The organism is Streptomyces sp. NPDC093071, assembly GCF_044754545.1.
Taxonomy (GTDB): Bacteria; Actinomycetota; Actinomycetes; order Streptomycetales; family Streptomycetaceae; genus Streptomyces.
In genome coordinates, this window is sequence record NZ_JBIVPH010000001.1 from 291,695 (window position 1) to 312,362 (window position 20,668).

At 72.8% G+C, this 20,668-nt stretch carries 16 protein-coding genes; 10 read left to right on the forward strand and 6 right to left on the reverse strand.

Annotated elements, in window-relative coordinates:
- Positions 1 to 7 precede the first annotated feature (7 nt).
- Positions 8 to 1,744, forward strand: coding sequence for a glycoside hydrolase family 6 protein (locus ACIQD7_RS01155; RefSeq protein WP_402438304.1), 1,737 nt, complete (start codon positions 8 to 10; stop codon positions 1,742 to 1,744).
- A gap of 56 nt (positions 1,745 to 1,800) precedes the next feature.
- Here the strand turns inward: ACIQD7_RS01155 and ACIQD7_RS01160 are convergent, their stop codons facing one another.
- Complete coding sequence (locus tag ACIQD7_RS01160) at positions 1,801 to 2,832, reverse strand: LacI family DNA-binding transcriptional regulator (RefSeq protein WP_402438307.1); 1,032 nt, start codon at positions 2,830 to 2,832, stop codon at positions 1,801 to 1,803.
- Positions 2,833 to 3,201: 369 nt separating this feature from the next.
- On the opposite strand from ACIQD7_RS01160, the gene ACIQD7_RS01165 reads away from it, so the two are divergent.
- The 4 genes from ACIQD7_RS01165 to ACIQD7_RS01180 all read left to right on the forward strand — a co-directional run bounded on the left by ACIQD7_RS01165 (position 3,202) and on the right by ACIQD7_RS01180 (position 8,051).
- The gene (locus ACIQD7_RS01165; RefSeq protein ID WP_402438311.1) at positions 3,202 to 4,533 is read left to right on the forward strand and encodes an ABC transporter substrate-binding protein; all 1,332 of its coding nucleotides are present in this window, start codon (positions 3,202 to 3,204) and stop codon (positions 4,531 to 4,533) included.
- A gap of 91 nt (positions 4,534 to 4,624) precedes the next feature.
- Complete coding sequence (locus tag ACIQD7_RS01170; RefSeq protein WP_402438314.1) at positions 4,625 to 5,629, forward strand: carbohydrate ABC transporter permease; 1,005 nt, start codon at positions 4,625 to 4,627, stop codon at positions 5,627 to 5,629.
- A 3-nt stretch (positions 5,630 to 5,632) separates the two neighbouring features.
- The gene (locus ACIQD7_RS01175; protein WP_402438317.1) at positions 5,633 to 6,544 is read left to right on the forward strand and encodes a carbohydrate ABC transporter permease; all 912 of its coding nucleotides are present in this window, start codon (positions 5,633 to 5,635) and stop codon (positions 6,542 to 6,544) included.
- A 58-nt stretch (positions 6,545 to 6,602) separates the two neighbouring features.
- The gene (locus ACIQD7_RS01180; protein WP_402438320.1) at positions 6,603 to 8,051 is read left to right on the forward strand and encodes a GH1 family beta-glucosidase; all 1,449 of its coding nucleotides are present in this window, start codon (positions 6,603 to 6,605) and stop codon (positions 8,049 to 8,051) included.
- A 67-nt stretch (positions 8,052 to 8,118) separates the two neighbouring features.
- On the opposite strand, the gene ACIQD7_RS01185 is transcribed toward ACIQD7_RS01180, so the two are convergent.
- Both ACIQD7_RS01185 and ACIQD7_RS01190 read right to left on the reverse strand, forming a co-directional pair.
- On the reverse strand, positions 8,119 to 8,589 hold the full coding sequence (locus ACIQD7_RS01185; RefSeq protein WP_402438323.1) for a hypothetical protein: 471 nt from the start codon (positions 8,587 to 8,589) through the stop codon (positions 8,119 to 8,121).
- A 171-nt stretch (positions 8,590 to 8,760) separates the two neighbouring features.
- Entirely contained in the window at positions 8,761 to 9,465 is a 705-nt protein-coding gene (locus ACIQD7_RS01190) for an IclR family transcriptional regulator (protein ID WP_402438326.1), read from the reverse strand.
- Between the two features lie 206 nt (positions 9,466 to 9,671).
- Here ACIQD7_RS01190 and ACIQD7_RS01195 point away from each other — a divergent pair, with 206 nt between their 5' ends.
- Positions 9,672 to 10,613, forward strand: a complete 942-nt coding sequence (locus ACIQD7_RS01195; RefSeq protein WP_402438330.1) for a glycerophosphodiester phosphodiesterase — start codon at positions 9,672 to 9,674, stop codon at positions 10,611 to 10,613.
- 223 nt (positions 10,614 to 10,836) lie between these two features.
- Here ACIQD7_RS01195 and ACIQD7_RS01200 read toward each other — a convergent pair whose 3' ends face one another.
- Positions 10,837 to 11,367 carry an HD domain-containing protein gene (locus ACIQD7_RS01200; protein ID WP_402438333.1) on the reverse strand — a complete coding sequence of 177 codons (531 nt, stop codon included), beginning with the start codon at positions 11,365 to 11,367 and terminating at the stop codon, positions 10,837 to 10,839.
- A 115-nt stretch (positions 11,368 to 11,482) separates the two neighbouring features.
- Here ACIQD7_RS01200 and ACIQD7_RS01205 point away from each other — a divergent pair, with 115 nt between their 5' ends.
- On the forward strand, positions 11,483 to 12,409 hold the full coding sequence (locus ACIQD7_RS01205) for a TIGR03564 family F420-dependent LLM class oxidoreductase (protein WP_402438336.1): 927 nt from the start codon (positions 11,483 to 11,485) through the stop codon (positions 12,407 to 12,409).
- Here ACIQD7_RS01205 and ACIQD7_RS01210 read toward each other — a convergent pair.
- Positions 12,406 to 14,679: an MMPL family transporter gene (locus ACIQD7_RS01210; protein ID WP_402438339.1), complete on the reverse strand. Its 2,274-nt coding sequence runs from the start codon at positions 14,677 to 14,679 to the stop codon at positions 12,406 to 12,408. The two genes, ACIQD7_RS01205 and ACIQD7_RS01210, sit on opposite strands and share 4 nt — an antisense overlap.
- A 131-nt stretch (positions 14,680 to 14,810) precedes the next feature.
- Complete coding sequence (locus ACIQD7_RS01215; protein WP_402438342.1) at positions 14,811 to 15,515, reverse strand: DUF2470 domain-containing protein; 705 nt, start codon at positions 15,513 to 15,515, stop codon at positions 14,811 to 14,813.
- Between the two features lie 141 nt (positions 15,516 to 15,656).
- Between ACIQD7_RS01215 and ACIQD7_RS01220 the strand changes: the two genes are divergently transcribed.
- Genes ACIQD7_RS01220 through meaB form a run of 3 tightly spaced genes read left to right on the forward strand, consistent with a single transcriptional unit; the run spans position 15,657 to position 20,625 of the window.
- Entirely contained in the window at positions 15,657 to 17,471 is a 1,815-nt protein-coding gene (locus ACIQD7_RS01220) for a methylmalonyl-CoA mutase family protein (protein ID WP_402438345.1), read from the forward strand.
- Positions 17,468 to 19,642 carry a methylmalonyl-CoA mutase gene (scpA, locus tag ACIQD7_RS01225; RefSeq protein ID WP_402438347.1) on the forward strand — a complete coding sequence of 725 codons (2,175 nt, stop codon included), beginning with the start codon at positions 17,468 to 17,470 and terminating at the stop codon, positions 19,640 to 19,642. Before ACIQD7_RS01220 ends, scpA begins: the two co-directional genes overlap by 4 nt.
- Positions 19,639 to 20,625, forward strand: a complete 987-nt coding sequence (gene meaB, locus ACIQD7_RS01230; protein ID WP_121832423.1) for a methylmalonyl Co-A mutase-associated GTPase MeaB — start codon at positions 19,639 to 19,641, stop codon at positions 20,623 to 20,625. The genes scpA and meaB overlap by 4 nt, the downstream gene beginning before the upstream one ends.
- The last annotated feature ends 43 nt before the right edge of the window (positions 20,626 to 20,668 follow it).

The following is a 20,668-nucleotide window of genomic DNA, read 5'->3' on the forward strand; positions in this document are numbered from 1 at the left end:
CACCCGCATGAGCCGCACCCGTCGCACCGCCCTCCTGGCGGCGCTCGGCCTCGTCACGGCCACCGGCGCCACCGCCACCGTCCTCGGCGCCGCCACCGCCGGCGCCGCCGCGCCCGGCTGCAAGGTCGACTACCGGATCACCAACCAGTGGAACACCGGCTTCGGCGCCGACGTGACCGTCACCAACACCGGCGACCCGGTGGCCTCCTGGACCGTCGAGTGGTCCTACGCCGGGAACCAGCAGGTCACCCAGGGCTGGAACGCCACGATCACCCAGTCCGGCACCGCCGTCACCGCCAGGAGCCTCTCCTACAACGGCTCCCTGGCCACGGGAGGTTCGGCCTCCTTCGGCTTCAACGGCTCCTACGGCGGTACGAACGCGGTGCCCGCGACCTTCAAGCTCAACGGGGTCACCTGCAACACGACCACCACCCCTCCCACGGACCCGCCCACCACTCCCCCGACGACGCCGCCCACCACCCCGCCCGCCGGTTCCAAGGCCGACAACCCCTACGCCGGCGCCAAGGTGTACGTGAACCCCGAGTGGTCCGCGAAGGCCGCCGCCGAGCCGGGCGGCGCCAAGGTGGCGAACCAGCCCACCGGCGTCTGGCTCGACCGGATCGCCGCCGTCAACGGCTCCGCGACCTCCATGGGCCTGCGCGCCCACCTGGACGAGGCGCTGAAGCAGAAGGGCTCCGGCGAGCTCGTCGTCCAGCTGGTGGTCTACAACCTGCCCGGCCGCGACTGCGCGGCGCTCGCCTCCAACGGCGAGCTGGGCCCGACCGAGATCGGCCGCTACAAGACCCAGTACATCGACCCGATCGCCGCGATCCTCGCCGACCCGAAGTACGCGGGCCTGCGGATCGTCACCACCGTCGAGATCGACTCCCTGCCCAACCTGGTCACCAATGTCAGCGGGCGCCCGACCGCCACGCCCAACTGCGACGTCATGAAGGCCAACGGCAACTACGTCACCGGCGTCGGCTACGCCCTGAACAAGCTGGGCGCGATCGCCAACGTCTACAACTACGTGGACGCCGGCCACCACGGCTGGCTGGGCTGGGACGACAACTTCGGCGCCTCCGCCGAGCTGTTCAAGCAGGCCGCCACCGCCGAGGGCTCCACGGTCGCCAACGTGCACGGCTTCATCGTCAACACCGCCAACTACAGCGCCCTGAAGGAGGACCACTTCCGGATCGACGACAGCGTGAACGGCGTCTCCGTGCGCCAGTCGAAGTGGGTCGACTGGAACCGGTACACGGACGAACTGTCGTACGCCCAGGCCATGCGCGCCAAGCTGGTCTCGCTCGGCTTCGACCCCGGCCTCGGCATGTTGATCGACACCTCCCGCAACGGCTGGGGCGGCACCGCCCGGCCCACCGCGCCGGGCGCGACGACGAGCGTCGACACGTATGTGAACGGCGGGCGCTACGACCGGCGCATCCACCTCGGCAACTGGTGCAACCAGTCCGGCGCGGGTCTCGGCGAGCGGCCGCAGGCGGCGCCCGCCGCGGGCATCGACGCGTACGTCTGGATGAAGCCCCCGGGCGAGTCCGACGGCGCCAGCAAGGAGATCCCGAACGACGAGGGCAAGGGCTTCGACCGGATGTGCGACCCGACGTACACGGGCAACGCCCGCAACGGGAACAGCATGTCGGGCGCGCTGCCGGACGCCCCGGTGTCGGGCCACTGGTTCTCGGCCCAGTTCCAGGAGCTCCTGAAGAACGCCCACCCGGCGCTGTAGCGCGCCACGCACGAGGCCCGTGGTCCGGAACGCCCGGGCCACGGGCCCCCGGCCCCTCAGGAGGACGCGCGTACCACCAGCTCCGTCGGCAGTACGTGCCGGCGGGGCCCGGCCGGTTCCTCCGACTCCTCAGCAATCCCCCGGATCAGCATCCGCGCCATCGTGCGGCCCATCTCCTCGATCGGCTGGCGCACGCTGGTCAGCGGCGGGTCCATCAGCCGTGCCACCGGCGAGTCGTCGACCCCGACGAGGGCCACGTCCTCGGGCACCCGGCGACCCGCCTCCCGCAGGACCCCGCGCGCCCCGGCCGCCATCACGTCGGAGGCGGCGAAGACCGCGTCCAGGTCCGGCCTGCGGTCGAGCAGCAGCCGCATCGCCCGCCGGCCGCCCTCCTCGGTGAAGTCGCCCGCCGAGACCAGTTCCTCGTCGGGCTCGAGACCGGCCTCCGTGAGCCCGGCCCGGTAGCCGCCCAGCCGGGCACGCGCCACGTACATGTCGAGCGGCCCGGTGACGGTCGCGATCCGGCTCCGGCCGCGCCCCACCAGGTGGGCGACGGCCGCCCGCCCCGCCCCGATGTTGTCGGAGTCCACGTACGGCACGGGTTCGGCCTCGGTGCGGCGCCCGTTCATGACGACCGGCAGGCCCAGCTCCCCGATCCGGTCGGGCAGGGGGTCGTCGCCGTGGACGGAGGCGAGCAGCACCCCGTCGACGCGCTGGGCCGCGAGGTACTGCTCGAAGCGCTGCCGCTCCTGCTCGGTGCGGACCAGGGTGAGCAGCAACTGCTTGTCACAGTGGGCCAGTTCGGCACTGACGCCCCGGATGAGGTCGAGGAAGTAGGGCTCCGCGAAGAGCCGGGCCTCGGCCTCGGGGATGACGAGCGCGATGGCGTCGGTGCGGCTGCCGGCCAGGGCGCGGGCGGCCTGGTTGGGCACGTAGCCGAGCTCCGCGACGGCCCTGGCGACGGCCGTCCTGGTCCGTTCACTGACCCGAGGCGAGCCGTTGATGACCCGGGAGACCGTGCCCCGGCCGACCCCGGCCCTGGCCGCGACCTGCTCCAGGGTGGGTCTGCCGCTCTGGCGTCCGTTCACGACCCCACCGACTCCCCTCGTAGGCAGAAGTGCTGTTCACACGACCCCCGCACGAATGGGAGCGCTCCCACATTAGATCATCCACACCCCTCCGCGCCACGAGGCGCACCCCGGAGATCGTTCGGGAAGTGACGGCACCGGGACGCCGGGAGGGCGCGAAATCCCCGGAAAACCTTCCGGTAACGAATCCGCCTTCATCTCTTGACACTTGAGCCCGGCAGGCAGCAACCTTCCGACAACGACGTGGGAGCGCTCCCATATAAGAGGCGTACACCCCGCGACGGGTCCCGGCCGACCGCCGCCGAGCCGCGTTCAGCCGGCCGGACCCTTGGCGCACAACGAGCACCACCTTTGGACGAGGAGAGTGGAATGCGCACTTCCAGCAGCAGACGCGGGCGCCGCACGGCGATCGCGGCGGTCGCCGTCGCCGTGACCGGCACGACCCTGCTCACCGGCTGCGGCAGCGACGATGACGACGCCAAGAGCGGCGGCACGATCACGCTGCGGGTCGGGACCTTCGGTTCCTTCGGCTACGACGACAAGACCGGCGCCAAGCTCTACGCCGAGTACGAGAAGACCCACCCCGGCATCAAGATCGAGGAGTCGAACGTCGCCGACGGGCAGAAGTACTGGGACACGCTGAAGCTGCGTCTCTCCCGCAACAGCGGTCTCGCGGACGTCCAGGCGATCGAGGTCGGCTACATCGCCGAGGCGACCGGCTCCACCATGGCGGACAAGTGGGTGGACCTGGGCAAGGAGGGCGGCGCGAAGCTCGACGCCTTCCTCGACTGGAAGGTGAAGCAGGCGACCACCGCCGACGGCAGCGTGATCGGCCTCGGCACCGACATCGGCCCCATGGCCGTCTGCTACAACAAGGACCTCTTCGCCAAGGCCGGGCTGCCCACCGACCGCGACGCCGTCGGCAAGCTGTGGGCGGGCGACTGGTCCAAGTTCCTGGAGGCCGGGAAGACCTACCAGAAGAAGGCGCCCGCCGGGACCGCCTTCCACGACTCGGCGAGCGGCCTCTTCAACGCGGTCGTCTCCAGCGACCCGGTGCAGTACGCCGACGCGAGCGGCAAGCTCGACTGGGAGAACAGCCCCGGCGTGAAGAAGGCCTGGGACACCGCCGTCGCGGCGGCGCGGGGCGGACTCACCGCCAAGCTGCGCCAGTTCGACGAGAAGGGCACCTGGAACGCGGCCTTCAAGAACTCGAAGTTCGCCACCGTCGCCTGCCCGAGCTGGATGACCGGCATCATCAAGGACCAGGCCGGACCGGCCAACCAGGGCAAGTGGGACATCGCCGCGCCGCCGGTGGCCGGCAACTGGGGCGGCGCCTTCCTCGCCGTGCCGAAGTCCGGGAAGCACGTCAAGGAGGCGGCCGAGCTCGCCGCCTGGCTGACCGCCCCGGAGCAGCACGCCAAGGTCTTCGCGGTGAACGGCAACATCCCCTCGTCCAAGGACACGCTCACCTCGGTCGCCGTCCAGGAGGCGAAGCTGCCGTACTTCGGCGACGCCCCGGTCGGCAAGATCTTCTCCGGTGCCGCCGTCAAGATCACGCCCGCCGGCATCAGCCGCTGGGACGGCCAGGTGAAGACCTTCCTCACCGACAACGGCATCCTCGACATCGAGCAGCGCGGCACCGACCCGGCCAAGGCCTGGGAGAACGTCAAGAAGCTGGTCGACGACAAGATCGACCAGTAGCGGGGGCCGCGTGCCGGTCCGCCGCCGCCTGCCGGGCGGCGGACCGGCACCGTCCGCACCGGCGCACGCATCGACCTGGAAGGACGCCCCCGTGGCCACCTCCGTCCGGACGCGGTCCGACGGCTCCCCGCCGCCCGCCGCCCCGACCTCCTCCCCCGGCCCGCGCGGCCGCCGCCCCGCCCCCGGCGGTTGGCGCAGCACCCTCTACCGCTGGGACCTGAAGGCGGTCCCGTACGTCTTCGTCGCCCCCTTCTTCCTCACCTTCGCCGCCTTCGGCCTCTTCCCGCTGATCTACACGGGCTGGCTCTCCCTCCACCGGGTGGAGCTCGGCGGCGGCGCCGAGTGGAAGGGCCTGGAGAACTACAACGACCTGGCGACCAGCGAGTTCTTCTGGAACGCGCTCTTCAACACCTTCACCATAGGGGTCATCTCGACCGTCCCGCAGCTGCTCATGGCCCTGGGTCTGGCGCACCTGCTGAACTACAGGCTGCGGGGCCGCGGCTTCTTCCGGGTCGCGATCCTCGCCCCGTACGCGACCTCGATCGCGGCGGCGACCCTGGTCTTCGCCCAGCTCTTCAACACCGACTACGGGATGATCAACAGCCTCCTGGAGTGGACCGGCGTCGGCCCGGTCGACTGGGAGGCGTCCAAGTGGCCCGCGCAGATCGCCATCTCGACGATCGTGACCTGGCGCTGGACCGGCTACAACGCGCTGATCTACCTGGCCGCCATGCAGGCCGTGCCGCAGGACCTGTACGAGGCGGCGTCCCTGGACGGGGCCTCGCGCTGGCGCCAGTTCCTCAGCGTCACCATCCCCTCCATCCGGCCCACCATCCTCTTCACGATCATCGTCTCCACCATCGGCGCCACCCAGCTCTTCGGCGAGCCGATGCTCTACGGCGGCAGCGTCGGCATCAGCGGCGGCAGCGGCAACCAGTTCCAGACGCTGAGCCTGCTGATGTACGAGAAGGGGTGGGTCACCGGCGCCCTCGGGCAGGCCTCGGCCATCGCCTGGGTGATGCTGCTGCTCCTGCTGATCGTCGGCGGCGTCCAGGCGCTCGTCGCCCGCCACAACCGCAAGAAGCTGGGGGGCTGACCCATGGCGCGCACACTCGACACGCCCCGCCCGAAGGACCCGGCCTCCGGAAGGCCCGCGCCCGGCCGGCGCTTCCGGCAGACGGCCGGGAAGCAGCACCACGCCGGACCGCTGACGTACGTCCTGCTCGCCCTCGCCGCGGTGGTCTCCCTCTTCCCGCTGTACTGGAACGTGGTCGCCGCCTCGCACACCGGCGAGCGGGTCGTGGAGGCCCCGGCGCCGCTGCTGCCCGGCCCCCGCCTCTTCGACAACCTCACCTTCGCCTGGAACCAGGTCGACATGGGCGAGGCCCTGGTCAACACGACGATCGTGGCGAGCCTGGTGGCCGTGTCCACCGTCCTCTTCTCCACGCTCGCCGGCTTCGCCTTCGCCAAACTCCCCTTCCGGGGACGGACGATGCTGCTCTCGCTGGTGGTCGCCACGATGACGATCCCGCCGCAGCTCAGCGTCATCCCGCTCTACCAGATCGTCACGGACCTCGGCTGGGTCGACCAGCTCCAGTCGGTCGTCCTGCCCTCTCTCGTCGCCGCCTTCGGCGTCTTCTTCATGCGCCAGTTCCTCGTCGAGGCGCTGCCCGTGGAGCTGGTGGAGGCGGCCCGGATGGACGGCGCGCACAGCCTCCGGGTGATCTGGCACGTGGTCTTCCCGGTGGCCCGGCCCGCGATGGCGGTGCTCGGCATGCTGGTCTTCGTCCAGTCGTGGAACGACTTCTTCTGGCCGTTCATCGCGCTCACCCCGGACGGCAACCCCACCCTCCAGGTGGCGCTCGCCGGGCTCGGCGCGGGCAACCACAGCGTGGACCACGCCATCGTGCTGACCGGCGCCCTGATCTCCACGGTGCCGCTGCTGCTCGTCTTCGCCTTCCTCGGCAAGCACATCGTGGGCGGCATCACGGCCGGCGCCGTCAAGAGCTGACCGGCCCCTCCCCCACTACCACGTACCGATCCCGCACCAGCGTTGGGAGCCCCCTCCTATGACCGCGTCCGACACCCGGCCGCTCGCCGCCGTCCGCTCGTTCCCGCCCGGCTTCCTCTGGGGCGCGGCCACCGCCGCGTACCAGATCGAGGGAGCGGCGGCGGAGGACGGCCGCACCCCGTCCATCTGGGACACCTTCTCGCACACTCCGGGCAGGGTCTTCGAGGGCCACACCGGCGACGTGGCCGTGGACCACTACCACCGGTTCCGCGAGGACGTCGCCCTGATGTCCGAACTCGGCCTGAACGCCTACCGGTTCTCCGTCTCCTGGTCCCGGGTGCAGCCCACCGGGCGCGGTCCCGCCGTGCAGAAGGGCCTGGACTTCTACCGGGCGCTCGTGGACGAGCTGCTGGCCGCCGGGATCGAGCCGGCCCTGACGCTCTACCACTGGGACCTGCCGCAGGAGCTGGAGGACGCGGGCGGCTGGCCGGAGCGGTCGACCGCCGAGCGGTTCGCCGAGTACGCGGGGATCGTCGCGGACGCCGTCGGCGACAGGGTCTCCCGCTGGACCACGCTCAACGAGCCCTGGTGCAGCGCCTTCCTGGGGTACGGCTCCGGGGTGCACGCGCCGGGCCGCACCGAGCCGGTGGCCGCCCTGCGCGCGGCCCACCACCTCAACCTGGGGCACGGGCTCGCGGTCCAGGCGCTGCGGGCCGCACTCCCGGCGGGCCGCCCGCACCAGCTGTCCGTCTCGCTCAACCTGCACGAGGTGCGGCCGCTGACCGGTTCCGCCGGGGACCTGGACGCGGTCCGCCGCATCGACGCCGTCGGCAACCGGACCTGGCTGGGTCCGATGCTGGAGGGCGCCTACCCCGCGGACCTGCTCGCCGACACCGCGCACCTCACCGACTGGTCCTTCGTACGGGACGGGGACGCGGCGACGGCGAAGCAGCCGCTGGACCTGCTCGCGATCAACTACTACGCGCCGACGCTGGTGTCGGAGGTCGCGGAGGGCGCCGAGAAGCCGCAGGACGACGGGCACGGCGACAGCCCGCACTCCCCGTGGCCGGGGGCGGACCGGGTCGCCTTCCACCGGGCGCCGGGCGAGCGGACGGCGATGGGCTGGCCGGTCGACGCGGGCGCGCTGTACGACCTGCTGAAGCGGGTGTCCGCCGCGTACCCCGGCCTGCCGCTGGTGATCAGCGAGAACGGGGCGGCGTACGAGGACGTGGTCGGCCCGGACGGCTCGGTGCACGACCCGGAGCGGGCCGCCTACGTGCACGCGCACCTGGAGGCGGTGCACCGGGCGCTCGCGGACGGCGTGGACGTGCGCGGCTACTTCCTCTGGTCACTGCTCGACAACTTCGAGTGGGCGTACGGCTACGCGAAGCGGTTCGGGGCGGTCCGGGTCGACTACGACACCCTGGAGCGGACGCCGAAGTCGAGCGCCCGCTGGTACGCGCGGGTGGCGCGGTCGGGCGAGCTGTCGGCCCCGGACGCGGGCTGAGACGGGGACGGGGGCGGAGGGTCGTGCCGGGGTTCCGGCACGACCCTCCGGGCGTTCCGGCCGGGTGTCAGATGTCGATCACCCGGTAGCCGATGACGTACACGCCGCCGGAGCCCTCGACCGTGCGCCACTGGGTCTCGGCGCCGACCTCGGTGCCGGTGACCAGGGTGGCGCCGAGCTTGTCGTCCCCGCCGAAGGAGTCGTAGTCCCACAGGGTCAGGGTGCGGGCCTGCTGCTTGCCCAGGATGAGGGCCGCGCTGCCGTTGCCGTCGGCCATGGAGCGGACGTAACCGGTGCCCATGGTCTGGTACTTGAGGCCGCCGCCGGGCCAGACCTTGACGGCGTTGCCGTTGGCGTCGGTGACCTTGAGGTAGGCCTCGTCGTGGTCGCCCTCGCTGTTCTTCTGGCAGTGCAGCTCGACGAGCTCGATCTTCACGTAGTCGATCGGCTCGGCGTGCGCGGTGCCGGCGAAGGCCCCGAGGGTGCCGAGTCCGAGCAGGGCGGTGGCGGCCAGTCGGGCGGCTCGGTTCTTGCGCATGTGGTTGTCCCCCCACACATCGGGTCACGGGTGTGACGTGGTGTCCGGTCCGCCGTTCCCGGCGGTCCCGGTGTGCCGTTTCCCCCCGGCACGACATCCACTGTGCCCGGCGCCCCCGGCCCGGTTCTACGCGCGTTCCACTGGACGGAACGGGGCCGCCCTACGGCCTTCTCACGGTACGAGGGCGGCCGGCGGGAGCGGTCTTCGCCGGCCGCCACCGGCACCGCCCCCGGCGAGCGCGCGGGTGATCGCGGCGCCGGCCCCGGCGACGGCGTGGGCGAGCCCGTCGAGCCGGCGGCCCGCCGGGACCAGGGCGGCGAGGGCCGCGACCGTACGCCCGTCCGGGGCGCGGACCGGCAGCGAGACGCAGCACACCCCTTCCATCACGTCCTCCCGGTCGAGGACGGCGCCGCTCCTCCGGGGTCCGCGCAGGGCCTTTCCGGCGGCCGTGTCGAGCCGGAACGCGAGCCCGTTCCGTACGGGCAGGAGGGGCTCCAGGTCCCCCGGCACCGAGCCGACCGTGAGCGCCGCCTCCTCGCGCAGGACGACGAGGACCACGCTCGCGCCGGTGGCGGCCCGGAGCCGCTGGAGCGGCAGCCGGGCGGCGGGCCGGAGGCCGGGGTGCGGCTCCCAGGCCTGGCCGAGGCGGTAGAGCTGCGGGCCGACCCGGTAGCGGTTGCCGGTCCGCTCGACGGCGCCGACGCCGACCAGTTGGTCGAGCAGCCGGTGGACGCTGCCCTTGGGCACCCCGCAGGCGAGGGCCAGCTCGGTCACCCCGGCCTCGTCGCCGTTCCGGCGGAGGGCGTCGAGCAGGGCGAAGGCCCCTTCGAGCACGCCGCGGCCGCGCGGGGTTTCCTTTCGGCCGTCTGGCGTCACGGCCCCAGCGCCTTCCGTCCTTCGTCCCGTACTCGTGTCCATGAGTCCCCCTCACTTCGCACGCCCGGCCGTGGCCCCCCGGCCGCACGGCTCCCGGCACGCCTCCCACCATGCCGCAGACCGGACGTTCCGGCGAAGGGGATCGGACCGCGCGTCGTGGCTCGAACAGGCTGTTGTCCGACACATCCCCTCTAGGGTGTGCGCTCATGAAAGACGCTCTTCCGCCCGTTTTCCGATCGGGCCGCCGTCGGGCCGCCGGCTTCACCGCCGGGGCCGTCGCCGTGGCGGCGCTCGCGACCGCGTTCGTCACCGCTCCGTCCCCGCCGCTCCCGCCGCCCGGGGCGTCCGGCCCCCGCCCCGTGGAGCGGGACGCGAAGGCCCCGGGGAACTCCTGGGTCCGCCCCGCCGGGGCGCCGTTGACCGTGATCGCCCACCGGGGGGCTTCCTCCGCCGCGCCCGAGAACACGCTGGTCTCCGACGAGGTCGCCCGGCGCGGCGGGGCGAAGTGGATCGAGAACGACGTCCAGCCGAGCAAGGACGGCGTGCCGTACGTCCTGCACGACGCGACCGTCGACCGGACGACGGACGGGACGGGCCCGGTCCGGTCGCTGACCTCCGACCAGTTGGACGCCCTGGACGCGGGTTCCTGGTTCGCCCCTGCCTACGCGGGCGCCCGCGTCCCGACCCTGGCCGCCCAGTTGGCGGACCTGCGGGAGCGCGGCGGGAACCTGCTCCTGGAGATCAAGGGCCGGCACAGCCGCGCCGAGGTGGCGCGGATCGTGGCGGAGATCCGGGAGCAGGCCATAACGCGCCGGGTCTTCGTCCAGAGCTTCGACGTCCCCTCCCTGCGGTACGCACACGAGTTGGCGCCCGAGCTCCCGATCGGCCTCCTGCGCGACGCCGTGGACGCCGATCCGGTCGCGCTCGCGAAGGAGCTGCACATCGCCGCGTACAACGTCTCGCACGTCGCCCTGGAACGGCGGCCCGAGGTGGTCGGGGCGCTGCACGCGGCGGGCGTGGCGGTGAACGTCTGGACGGTCGACACCCCCGCCCGCTGGAAGGCCATGGACGACCTCGGCGTGGACGGGATCATCACCAACAGGCCTGCGGAGCTGGGCGGCTGGGCCGCGGGCCGGAGCGCGGGTTAGGACCCTGCCGGGCAGCGCCGCACGTCTCGACGTGGACGTACCGGCCCGCGCGGCGGCCGCCCGGTAGCGGTGGTTGCCCCGGCAGTGGTCGCGGGCCACGTCGGTGGCGACGCCGAGCAGCCGGGGCGGAGCGATCCGCCGCCGGGGTCGACCTCGTCGCGGAGTCGCCACGCCTCCGGGAAGGTCGCCGCCACGTCGTCCTCGGCGACCGACCGGTCGCCGGTCAGCAGGAAGGCGTGCCGGTGTCCGGGGAGGGGCCGTCGAGTTCGGTCAGGAGGTCCGGGTTGACGACGCGCAGGATCGTGGCGATCCGGTCGGGGTCCGCGGCGGGCCAGAGGACGGCGCGGGCCGCGCGGTACTTGGCGGCGAGCCGTTCCCGCTGGTCGGGCGGGAGCGCGGCGGACCGGTCGGTGCGGCTGTTGTGCGCGTTGTCGGCGATCTTGACGAGGGTGGCGTCGGGGTCGGCCGTGATCCGCCGGATCTTCTCCTCGTAGGTGAGGTCCGGCCGGTTGGTGACGGCTTCGACGAGGTCGACGACCCGGTCGGGGATTCCGGCGGCGCGGAGCCCTTCCGCCGTCCATTCGGTGTCCTCGACGACGTCGTGCAGCAGTCCGGCCATGGCCAGGTGGGTGCCGAGGGGCGCCAGGCCGGCCGCGACGGCGCGGACGTGTGCGACGTAGGGGACGCCGGTCTTGTCGACCTGTCCGGCGTGCGCGCGGTCGGCCAGTGCGTCCACCTCGGCGAGAGTCTTCATGCCCCCATCATGGCGGGGCCCGGTGGCCGGTGCCGCGACGGGTCCCGGGCTCCTGACACATGTTTGTCACACGGGAACGGGAATGCCGGTCGGGGAAGGGCCTGTTGGCGGGTGCATGACTCTCGGCGTAACGCTCAGCTCGACCTCCCGTCAGCTTCCGATCGACGACACGGTGCGGCTCGCGCGGGAGGCGCGCGACGCCGGCCTGCACTCCGCGTGGTTCGGCCAGTCCTTCGCGTACGACTCGCCCTCGCTCGCCGCGATCGTCGGGCGGGAGGTGCCGGGCCTCCAGGTGGGGACGGCCGCGATCCCGGTCTTCGGCCGGCATCCGCTGGTGGTCTCGGCGCAGGCGCAGACGGCGCAGGCCGCCACCGGCGGCCGCTACCACCTCGGGCTCGCCCTCGGCACCCGCCATCTGACCGAGACCGGTTTCGGCATCCCGTACGAGCGGCCCATCAAGCTGCTCAGGGAGTTCCTGACCGCCCTGCGTCCGCTCCTGGAGACGGGCGGCGCCGACTTCCACGGGGAGCTCCTGACGGCCACGACCCCGTACTCGGCGGCGGTGCCGGGCGCCGAGCCGCCGGTGCCGGTCCTGGTCGCCGCGATGGGGCCGCAGGCGCTGCGGGTGAGCGGTGAACTCGCGGACGGCGTCCTGCCGTTCCTGGCGGGCCCCCGGGCGCTCGCCGAGCACGTCGTGCCCGCGGTGAACGCCGCGGCCGAGGCGGCGGGCCGTCCCGCGCCCCGGGTCGTGGCCCTGGTGCCGGGCGTGGTCACCTCCGACGCGGACGCCGTGCGGGAGGCCTCGGCCGAGGCCCTCGCGCTCTACGAGCGGATCCCCTCCTACCAGCGGGTGATCGAGCTCTCGGGGGCGGAACGGGCCGCCGACCTGGCCCTGATCGGCGACGAGGAGACCGTGGCCGCGGGGATACGGCGCTACCGCGAGGCGGGGGCGACGGAGGTGGTGTTCACCGCGACGGACGTGAACGGCGAGGACGACCGGCGCCGCACCTGGAAGCTGCTCGGGGAGCTGTCCGGCTCCTAGGGGGTGCTCTTCGGGGTCGCCCGTTCCGGTTCGCCCTCGCCCTCGGTGTCCAGGTGGGGCAGGATCCGGTCGAGCCGGTCGGGGATCCACCAGGCGTGTCTGCCCAGGAGGGTCATCACGGCGGGGACGAGGAGCAGCCGGACCACGGTCGCGTCGATGAGGACGCTGGCGGCGAGGCCGAGGCCGAGCATCTTGACGACGATGTTGTCGGAGACGACGAAGGCCGCGAAGACGCTGACCATGATGAGCGCGGCGCAGGTGATGACCCGGGCGGTGATCTCCAGGGCGTGGGCGACCGCCGCCTTGGGGTCGCCGGTGCGCAGCCAGGCCTCGCGGACGCGGGACAGCAGGAAGATCTCGTAGTCCATGCTGAGGCCGAAGACGATGGCGAACATCATCATCGGGACGTAGCTCTCGATGGGCACCTTGCCGGAGACGCCGAGGGCGGGCCCGCCCCAGCCCCATTGGAAGACGGCGACGACCACGCCGTACGAGGCGGCGATGGAGAGGACGTTGAGGACGGCGGCCTTGAGTGCGACGAGGAGGCCTCTGAAGACGATCAGGATGACGAGGAAGGCGAGGCCGACGACGACGGCGATGATCAGCGGGAGCCGGCTGGAGACGATGTCGAGGAAGTCGACCTGGGCGGCCGTGGTGCCGGTGACGTAGGTCTTCGCGTCCGTTCCGGCGACCGCCTGCGGCAGGACGTCGTCGACGAGGTGGTCGGTGAGTTCGGTGGTCCGCTCGTCCTGCGGGGAGGCCACCGAGTAGGCGGTTCCGACGAGGACCTGGCCGTCGGAGGTGGGCTGGAGGGGGGTGATGGAGGCGGCGTTCGGGACGTCGGTGAGGGACTGCTGGAGTTTGCCGGCGAGGGCCGAGCGGTCGTCGGCGGGGACGGCCGACTGGTCGACGACGAGGGTCAGGGGGCCGTTGGCGCCGGGGCCGAAGGCCGTGGCGACGAGGTCGTAGGCGCGCCGGTCCGTGAAGGACTCGGGGTCGGCTCCGTCGCCGATGTGGCCGAGCTGGATGAAGAGCAGGGGGAAGGCCAGGACGAGGAGGGCCAGGACGCCGCCGGTCAGGAACCACCAGGGGCGCCTCTCCACCCGCTGGGCGTAGCGGTGCCAGGTTCCGTGGGCGGGTGCTCCGGGTTCGGCGTCGGTCTCCGCGACGGGCTTGCGGACGTGGTACCGGTCGATGCGGTGGCCGACGAGTCCGAGGAGGGCGGGGACGAGGGTGAGCGCGGAGAGCACGGCGGTGACGACGGTGAAGGCGGCGGCGAGGCCGAGTTTTCCGATGAAGGTGACGCCGGAGACCCACAGTCCGGACAGCGCGATGATGACGGTGCAGCCGGAGACCAGGACGGCGCGGCCGCTGGTGGTGGTCGCGAGGCCCGCCGCGTCGGCGGGATCATGGCCGTTCATGAGGTTCTGGCGGTGCCGGGTGATGAGGAAGAGCGCGTAGTCGATGCCGACGCCGAGGCCGATCATCGTGGCGAGGGTGGGCGAGACGGTGCCGAAGGTGAAGGCGGCGGCCATGAGGCCGAGGAGGGCGAGGCCGCAGACGGCCCCGAGGAGCGCCGTGACGAGGGGCAGGACGGCGGCGATCAGGCTGCCGAAGCCGATGACGAGGACCACGATCGCGACGGCGAAGCCGATGGCCTCGCTGGTGCGGTCGTCGGGCTCGGGGCGGGCCAGTTCGCCGAGGGTGCCGCCGTACTCGACGGTGACGCCGGCGTCCCGGAGCGGCTGGACGGCCGCGTCGACGCCGTTCAGGTAGTCGGTGCCGAGGGTGGAGGGCTGCACGCCGAAGCGGACGGTGATGTAGGCGGTCCTGCCGTCGGCGGAGAGCGGTCCCGTGTCGGGGGTTCCGGCGGGGGCGGCGGGCGGGGTGGTGCCCGGCGGCGGCAGCGGGTTCTGTGCGCTGAGGACGTCGGGCAGCTTCTCCAGGGCGGCGACGGTCGAGTCGACGGCGGACGCCTCGTCGGTGAGGGGGCCCGAGGACCGGTACAGGACGATCTGGGCGCCGTAGCCGCCGGCCGCGGGGTCGTGCGCCTTGAGGACGTCGAGGCCTTGTGACGACTGGACTCCGGGGAGGTCGAAGTCGTCGGAGTACTGGCCGCCGACGGCCCGGTCGAGGAGCTGGAGGCCCACCACGGCGGCCAGCCACAGCGCGATGACGACGACGAAGTGGCGGGCGCACCAGTGACCGGTCCGGTACAGGGCGCCCTTCGGCGGTGACGGTCGGCCCTTGGCCGGGGTTCCTGCGTTCATGGCGTGGCCGTGTCCCTGTAGGGGTCCCCGAGCGGTTCCGGCGCCGACGACGTACGGGCCGACTCGTCCATTCTTCGTCCGCGGCCGCGCTTCGGCATCTCGGCGGGGTGCGGGGCCCGGGCCGGGGCCGTTCAGGTCAGCAGGCGGTTGGGGTGGGAGGAGCGGCGGGCGGCGGCGAGCAGGGCGTGGATGCGGGGGCCGGCCTCGTCGATGTCGGTGACGGGGGTGGGGAAGGGCAGCCGGGCGTCCTGGTGGCCGGTGGGGTGTTCGAGGCGCAGGGTGATGCCGTAGCGGTCCAGGGCGACGGGGAGGGCGCGGATCATGTCCCGCTCGGGGCGCGGCCGGACGAGGCGGAGCAGCAGGGGGACGAGCTCGGCGTGGTCGTCGACCAGGTGGGTGAGCATGGCCGCCTCGCAGGTGGCCATCGGGTCGGGCTCGGTCGCCTGGAGTTCGTCGAGCGCGACGAAGGTGCGGCCGTCGGCGTCCTCCAGGAGGGCCTGGCCGAACTCCATGCAGGTGCTCCGGGTCGCCTCGGACTCGTAGGGGGCGTCGAGGAGGCCGGTGAGGGTGACGCGGGCGCGGAGGCGGTCGCGGACCGGGGTGGGGGCGATGTCGGTGAGTTCGAGGCGCACGGGGAGGCGTGCGGTCCGTCCGGTGGGGCAGTCCTCGGAGGGGTCGTGCAGGTGGATGTGGCCCATCGGGCCCGTGCCGTCCAGCCGGTGCACCTCCTGCTCGCCCCCGTCGGTGACGACGGTCATGGAGTGGGCCGCGGTCAGGATCGAGCGCACGCGTTCGGCGGGGGTGGGACGGGTGGCGTGGGTGCTGAAGGGGCGCATGGTGGTTCTCCCGGGGCAGGGGGACGGAAAGGCCGGAACTCACTACTTAGGCAAGCCTAACCTAACCCATCGTGGCGAAGAGAAGAAGGTCACAGTCGTGCGCTCTCCTGATCCTTTAGACATCTCCCCTAGCATCCGAACATGACGGTCCTGCCTGACGACGGGCTCTCCCTGGCGTCCGAATTCCCAGACGCGCCACATGAGCAGTGGCGCAACCTCGTGGCGGGCGTCCTGCGCAAATCGGGCAAGGAGGTCTCCGGCCCCGAAGCCGAGGACGCCCTGTCCACCCTGCTGGAGGACGGCCTCGACACGCGCCCGCTGTACACCGCGCGCGACGCCGCACCCGACCCCGGCCTGCCCGGTTTCGCGCCCTTCGTGCGCGGCGGCCGGGCCGAGGGCAACACCGCCGGCGGCTGGGACGTGCGCCAGCGCCACCTGGCCGCCGACAACGGCGCGGTCCTCTCCGACCTGGAGAACGGCGTCACCTCCCTCTGGCTGGGCGTCGGCGGCACGGGCATCCCGGTCGACGCCCTCGACCGGACCCTCGACGGCGTCTACCTCGACCTCGCGCCCGTCGTCCTCGACGCGGGCGACGAGACGGCGGCCGCCGCCGAGCACCTCTTCCGGCTGTACGAGGAGCGGGGCGTCGCCCCGGACGCGGCCCGGGGCAACCTGGGCGCGGACCCGCTGGGCCACGAGGCCCGCACCGGCCGGCAGGCGTACGACCTGGCGTCCGTCGCCGGACTCGCGCGCCGCTGCGCCGACGGGTACCCGGGCCTGCGGGCCCTGACCGTGGACGCCCTGCCGTACCACGAGGCCGGCGGCTCGGCCGCGCAGGAGCTGGGCTGCTCCCTCGCGACGGGCGTGGCCTACCTGCGCGGACTCACCGGGGCCGGGCTGAGCGTCACGGAGGCGCTCGGGCAGCTCGAATTCCGCTACGCGGCCACCGCCGACCAGTTCCTGACGATCGCCAAGCTCCGCGCGGCGCGCCGGCTCTGGGCCCGGGTGGCCGAGGTCTCCGGCGCCCCGGAGGCGGGCGCGCAGCGCCAGCACGCGGTGACCTCGCCGGTGATGATGACCCGCCGCGACCCGTGGGTGAACATGCTGCGGACCACGATCGCCACCCTCGCCGCCGGGGTCGGCGGCGCGGAGAGCGTCACCGTGCTCTCCTTCGACGACGCGCTCGGCCTGCCGGACGCGTTCGCCCGCCGCATCGCCCGCAACACCTCCACCGTCCTCATCGAGGAGTCCCACCTCGCCCGGGTCATCGACCCGGCCGGCGGCTCCTGGTACGTGGAGCGGCTCACCGACGAACTGGCCCACGCCGCCTGGGAGTTCTTCCGCACGATCGAGCGGGAGGGCGGCCAGGAGGCGGCCCTGCGCTCCGGCTTCACCGGCGAGCGCCTGGCCGAGACCTGGGCCGCCCGGAGCAAGAAGCTCGCCACCCGCCGCGAACCGATCACCGGCGTCAGCGAGTTCCCGCACCTCGCCGAGAAGCCCGTCGAGCGCGCCCCCGCGCCCGAGCCGCCCTCCGGCGGACTGCCCCGCGTCCGGCGCGACGAGGCGTACGAGGCGCTGCGCGCCCGCTCCGACGCCCACCTCGCGGCGACCGGCGCCCGGCCGAAGGTCTACCTGGCCGCGCTCGGCCCGGCGGCCGCGCACTCGGCCCGGCTGACGTTCGCCGCCAACCTCTTCCAGGCGGGCGGCATCGAGCCGGTCACCGAGGGCACGTTCGAGGAGAGCGGCGCCCGCGAGGCCTGCCTCTGCTCCAGCGACGCGCTGTACGAGGAGCGGGCGGAGGCCACCGCGGCCGAGCTGCGTGCGGCGGGGGCCGCGCACGTGTTCCTCGCCGGCCGCCCGAAGCAGTACTCCGGCGTCGACTCGTACCTCTTCGCGGGCTGTGACGCCGTCGCCCTGCTCTCCACCGCCCTCGACCGCATGGGAGTGTCCCGATGACCATCCCCGACTTCTCCGGGATCGAACTCGGGGACCCCACCGCCGGCGGCGGCCCCGACGAGTGGCGCACCAACGTCAAGAAGGCGGCGGGCGGCGACGACCTGCTCTGGGAGACCCCGGAGGGCATCGGCGTCAAGCCGCTGTACACCGGGCAGGACCTGGAGGGCCTCGACTTCCTCGACACCCGCCCGGGCATGGCGCCGTACCTGCGCGGCCCGTACCCGACGATGTACGTCAACCAGCCCTGGACGATCCGCCAGTACGCGGGCTTCTCCACCGCCGAGGAGTCCAACGCCTTCTACCGGCGCAACCTGGCGGCCGGGCAGAAGGGCCTGTCGGTCGCCTTCGACCTGCCGACCCACCGCGGCTACGACAGCGACCACCCGCGCGTCACCGGCGACGTCGGCATGGCGGGCGTCGCCATCGACTCGATCTACGACATGCGGCAGCTGTTCGACGGCATCCCGCTGGACAAGATGACCGTGTCGATGACGATGAACGGCGCGGTCCTTCCGGTCCTCGCGCTCTACATCGTGGCCGCCGAGGAGCAGGGCGTACCGCCCGAGAAGCTGGCCGGGACCATCCAGAACGACATCCTCAAGGAGTTCATGGTCCGCAACACGTACATCTACCCGCCCGGCCCTTCGATGCGGATCATCTCCGACATCTTCGCGTACACCTCGCAGCGGATGCCGCGCTACAACTCGATCTCCATCTCGGGCTACCACATCCAGGAGGCCGGAGCGACGGCCGACCTGGAGCTGGCGTACACGCTCGCGGACGGCGTCGAGTACATCCGCGCGGGCCGCGAGGCCGGGCTCGACGTGGACGCGTTCGCACCGCGCCTGTCGTTCTTCTGGGCGATCGGCATGAACTTCTTCATGGAGGTCGCCAAGCTGCGCGCGGCCCGCCTGCTGTGGGCCAAGCTGGTCAAGCAGTTCGACCCCAAGAACACCAAGTCCCTCTCGCTGCGCACCCATTCGCAGACCTCGGGCTGGTCGCTGACCGCGCAGGACGTGTTCAACAACGTCACCCGCACCTGTGTGGAGGCGATGGCCGCGACCCAGGGCCACACCCAGTCGCTGCACACCAACGCGCTCGACGAGGCCCTCGCCCTGCCGACCGACTTCTCGGCGCGCATCGCCCGCAACACCCAGCTCCTCCTCCAGCAGGAGTCGGGCACCTGCCGGGTCATCGACCCGTGGGGCGGCAGCGCGTACGTCGAGCGGCTGACCTACGACCTCGCGCGCCGCGCCTGGCAGCACATCCAGGAGGTCGAGGGCGCCGGCGGCATGGCGAAGGCCATCGACGCGGGCATCCCCAAGCTGCGCGTGGAGGAGGCCGCGGCCCGCACCCAGGCCCGGATCGACTCCGGCCGGCAGCCGGTGATCGGCGTCAACAAGTACCGGGTGGAGACCGACGAGCAGATCGACGTGCTCAAGGTCGACAACTCCTCCGTGCGCGCCCAGCAGATCGCCAAGCTGCGCCGGCTGCGCGAGGAGCGCGACGAGACCGCCTGCCGGGACGCGCTCGACGCGCTCACCCGCGCGGCGGGCGGCGAGGGCAACCTCCTCGAACTGGCCGTGAACGCGGCCCGCGCGAAGGCCACCGTCGGCGAGATCTCGGACGCCCTGGAGAAGGTGTACGGGCGCCACGCGGGCCAGATCCGTACCATCTCCGGTGTGTACCGCAACGAAGCAGGGGAGTCCCCCTCCGTGGAGCGCACCCGGACCCTGGTCGACGCCTTCGGCGAGGCCGAGGGACGGCGGCCGCGCATCCTGGTCGCCAAGATGGGCCAGGACGGCCACGACCGCGGCCAGAAGGTGATCGCCACGGCCTTCGCCGACCTGGGCTTCGACGTGGACGTCGGCCCGCTGTTCCAGACCCCGGCCGAGGTCGCCCGCCAGGCCGTCGAGGCGGACGTGCACATCGTCGGGGTCTCCTCGCTCGCCGCCGGTCACCTCACCCTCGTGCCGGCGCTCCGGGAGGAGCTGGCGGCGGAGGGCCGCGAGGACATCATGATCGTGGTCGGCGGGGTGATTCCCCCGCAGGACGTGGCGACGCTCCTGGAGATGGGCGCGGCGGCGGTCTTCCCGCCCGGCACCGTCATCCCGGACGCGGCCCACGACCTGGTGACGCGCCTGGCGGCCGGACTCGGGCACGACCTGTGATCGGACTCGACACGTACGTGAAGGGGGTGCTCGACGGGAAGCGCGCGCTGATCGCCCGGGCGATCACCCTCGTCGAGTCCACCCGGCCCCAGCACCGGGCCCTCGCCCAGGAACTGCTCACCGAGCTGCTGCCGCACAGCGGCCGGGCGGTGCGGATCGGGATCAGCGGGGTGCCCGGGGTCGGCAAGTCGACCTTCATCGACGCGTTCGGGACGATGCTGACCGGGCTCGGCCACCGGGTGGCGGTCCTCGCCGTCGACCCGTCGTCGAGCCGCACGGGCGGCTCCATCCTCGGCGACAAGACGCGGATGGAGCGGCTCGCCGTCGACCCGGCGGCGTTCGTCCGCCCCTCCCCCACCGCCGGCACGCTCGGCGGGGTCGCGAAGGCGACCCGGGAGTCGATCGTCGTCATGGAGGCGGCCGGGTACGACGTGGTCCTGGTGGAGACGGTGGGCGTCGGGCAGTCGGAGACGGCCGTCGCCAACATGGTCGACTCCTTCCTGCTGCTCACCCTGGCCCGCACCGGCGACCAGCTCCAGGGCATCAAGAAGGGCGTCCTGGAACTGGCCGACGTGGTCGCCGTCAACAAGGCGGACGGCCCGCACGAGCGCGACGCGCGGGCCGCCGCGCGCGAACTGGCGGGCGCGCTGCGGCTGATGCACGGCGCCGACGCGTTCTGGACGCCGCCGGTGCTCAGTTGCAGCGCCCGGGAGTCCTCGGGCCTCGACGAGGTGTGGGGCCGTCTGGAGCGGCACCGCGCCCTGCTCGACTCGACCGGCCGCCTCACGGCCAAGCGGCAGGACCAGCAGGTCGACTGGACCTGGACCATGGTCCGCGACGAACTCCTCGACCGGCTGCGCACGAACCCGGCGGTCCAGGAGCTCGCGCCCCTGCTCGAACGGCAGGTCAGGGAGGGCGAGCTGACGGCGACGCTGGCCGCCGAGCGCGTCCTGAAGGCGTTCGGGGAGGAACCCCGGGCCTGACGCCCCGGACCAGGCCCGTGCCCGCCGGGCGGGCACGGGCCTG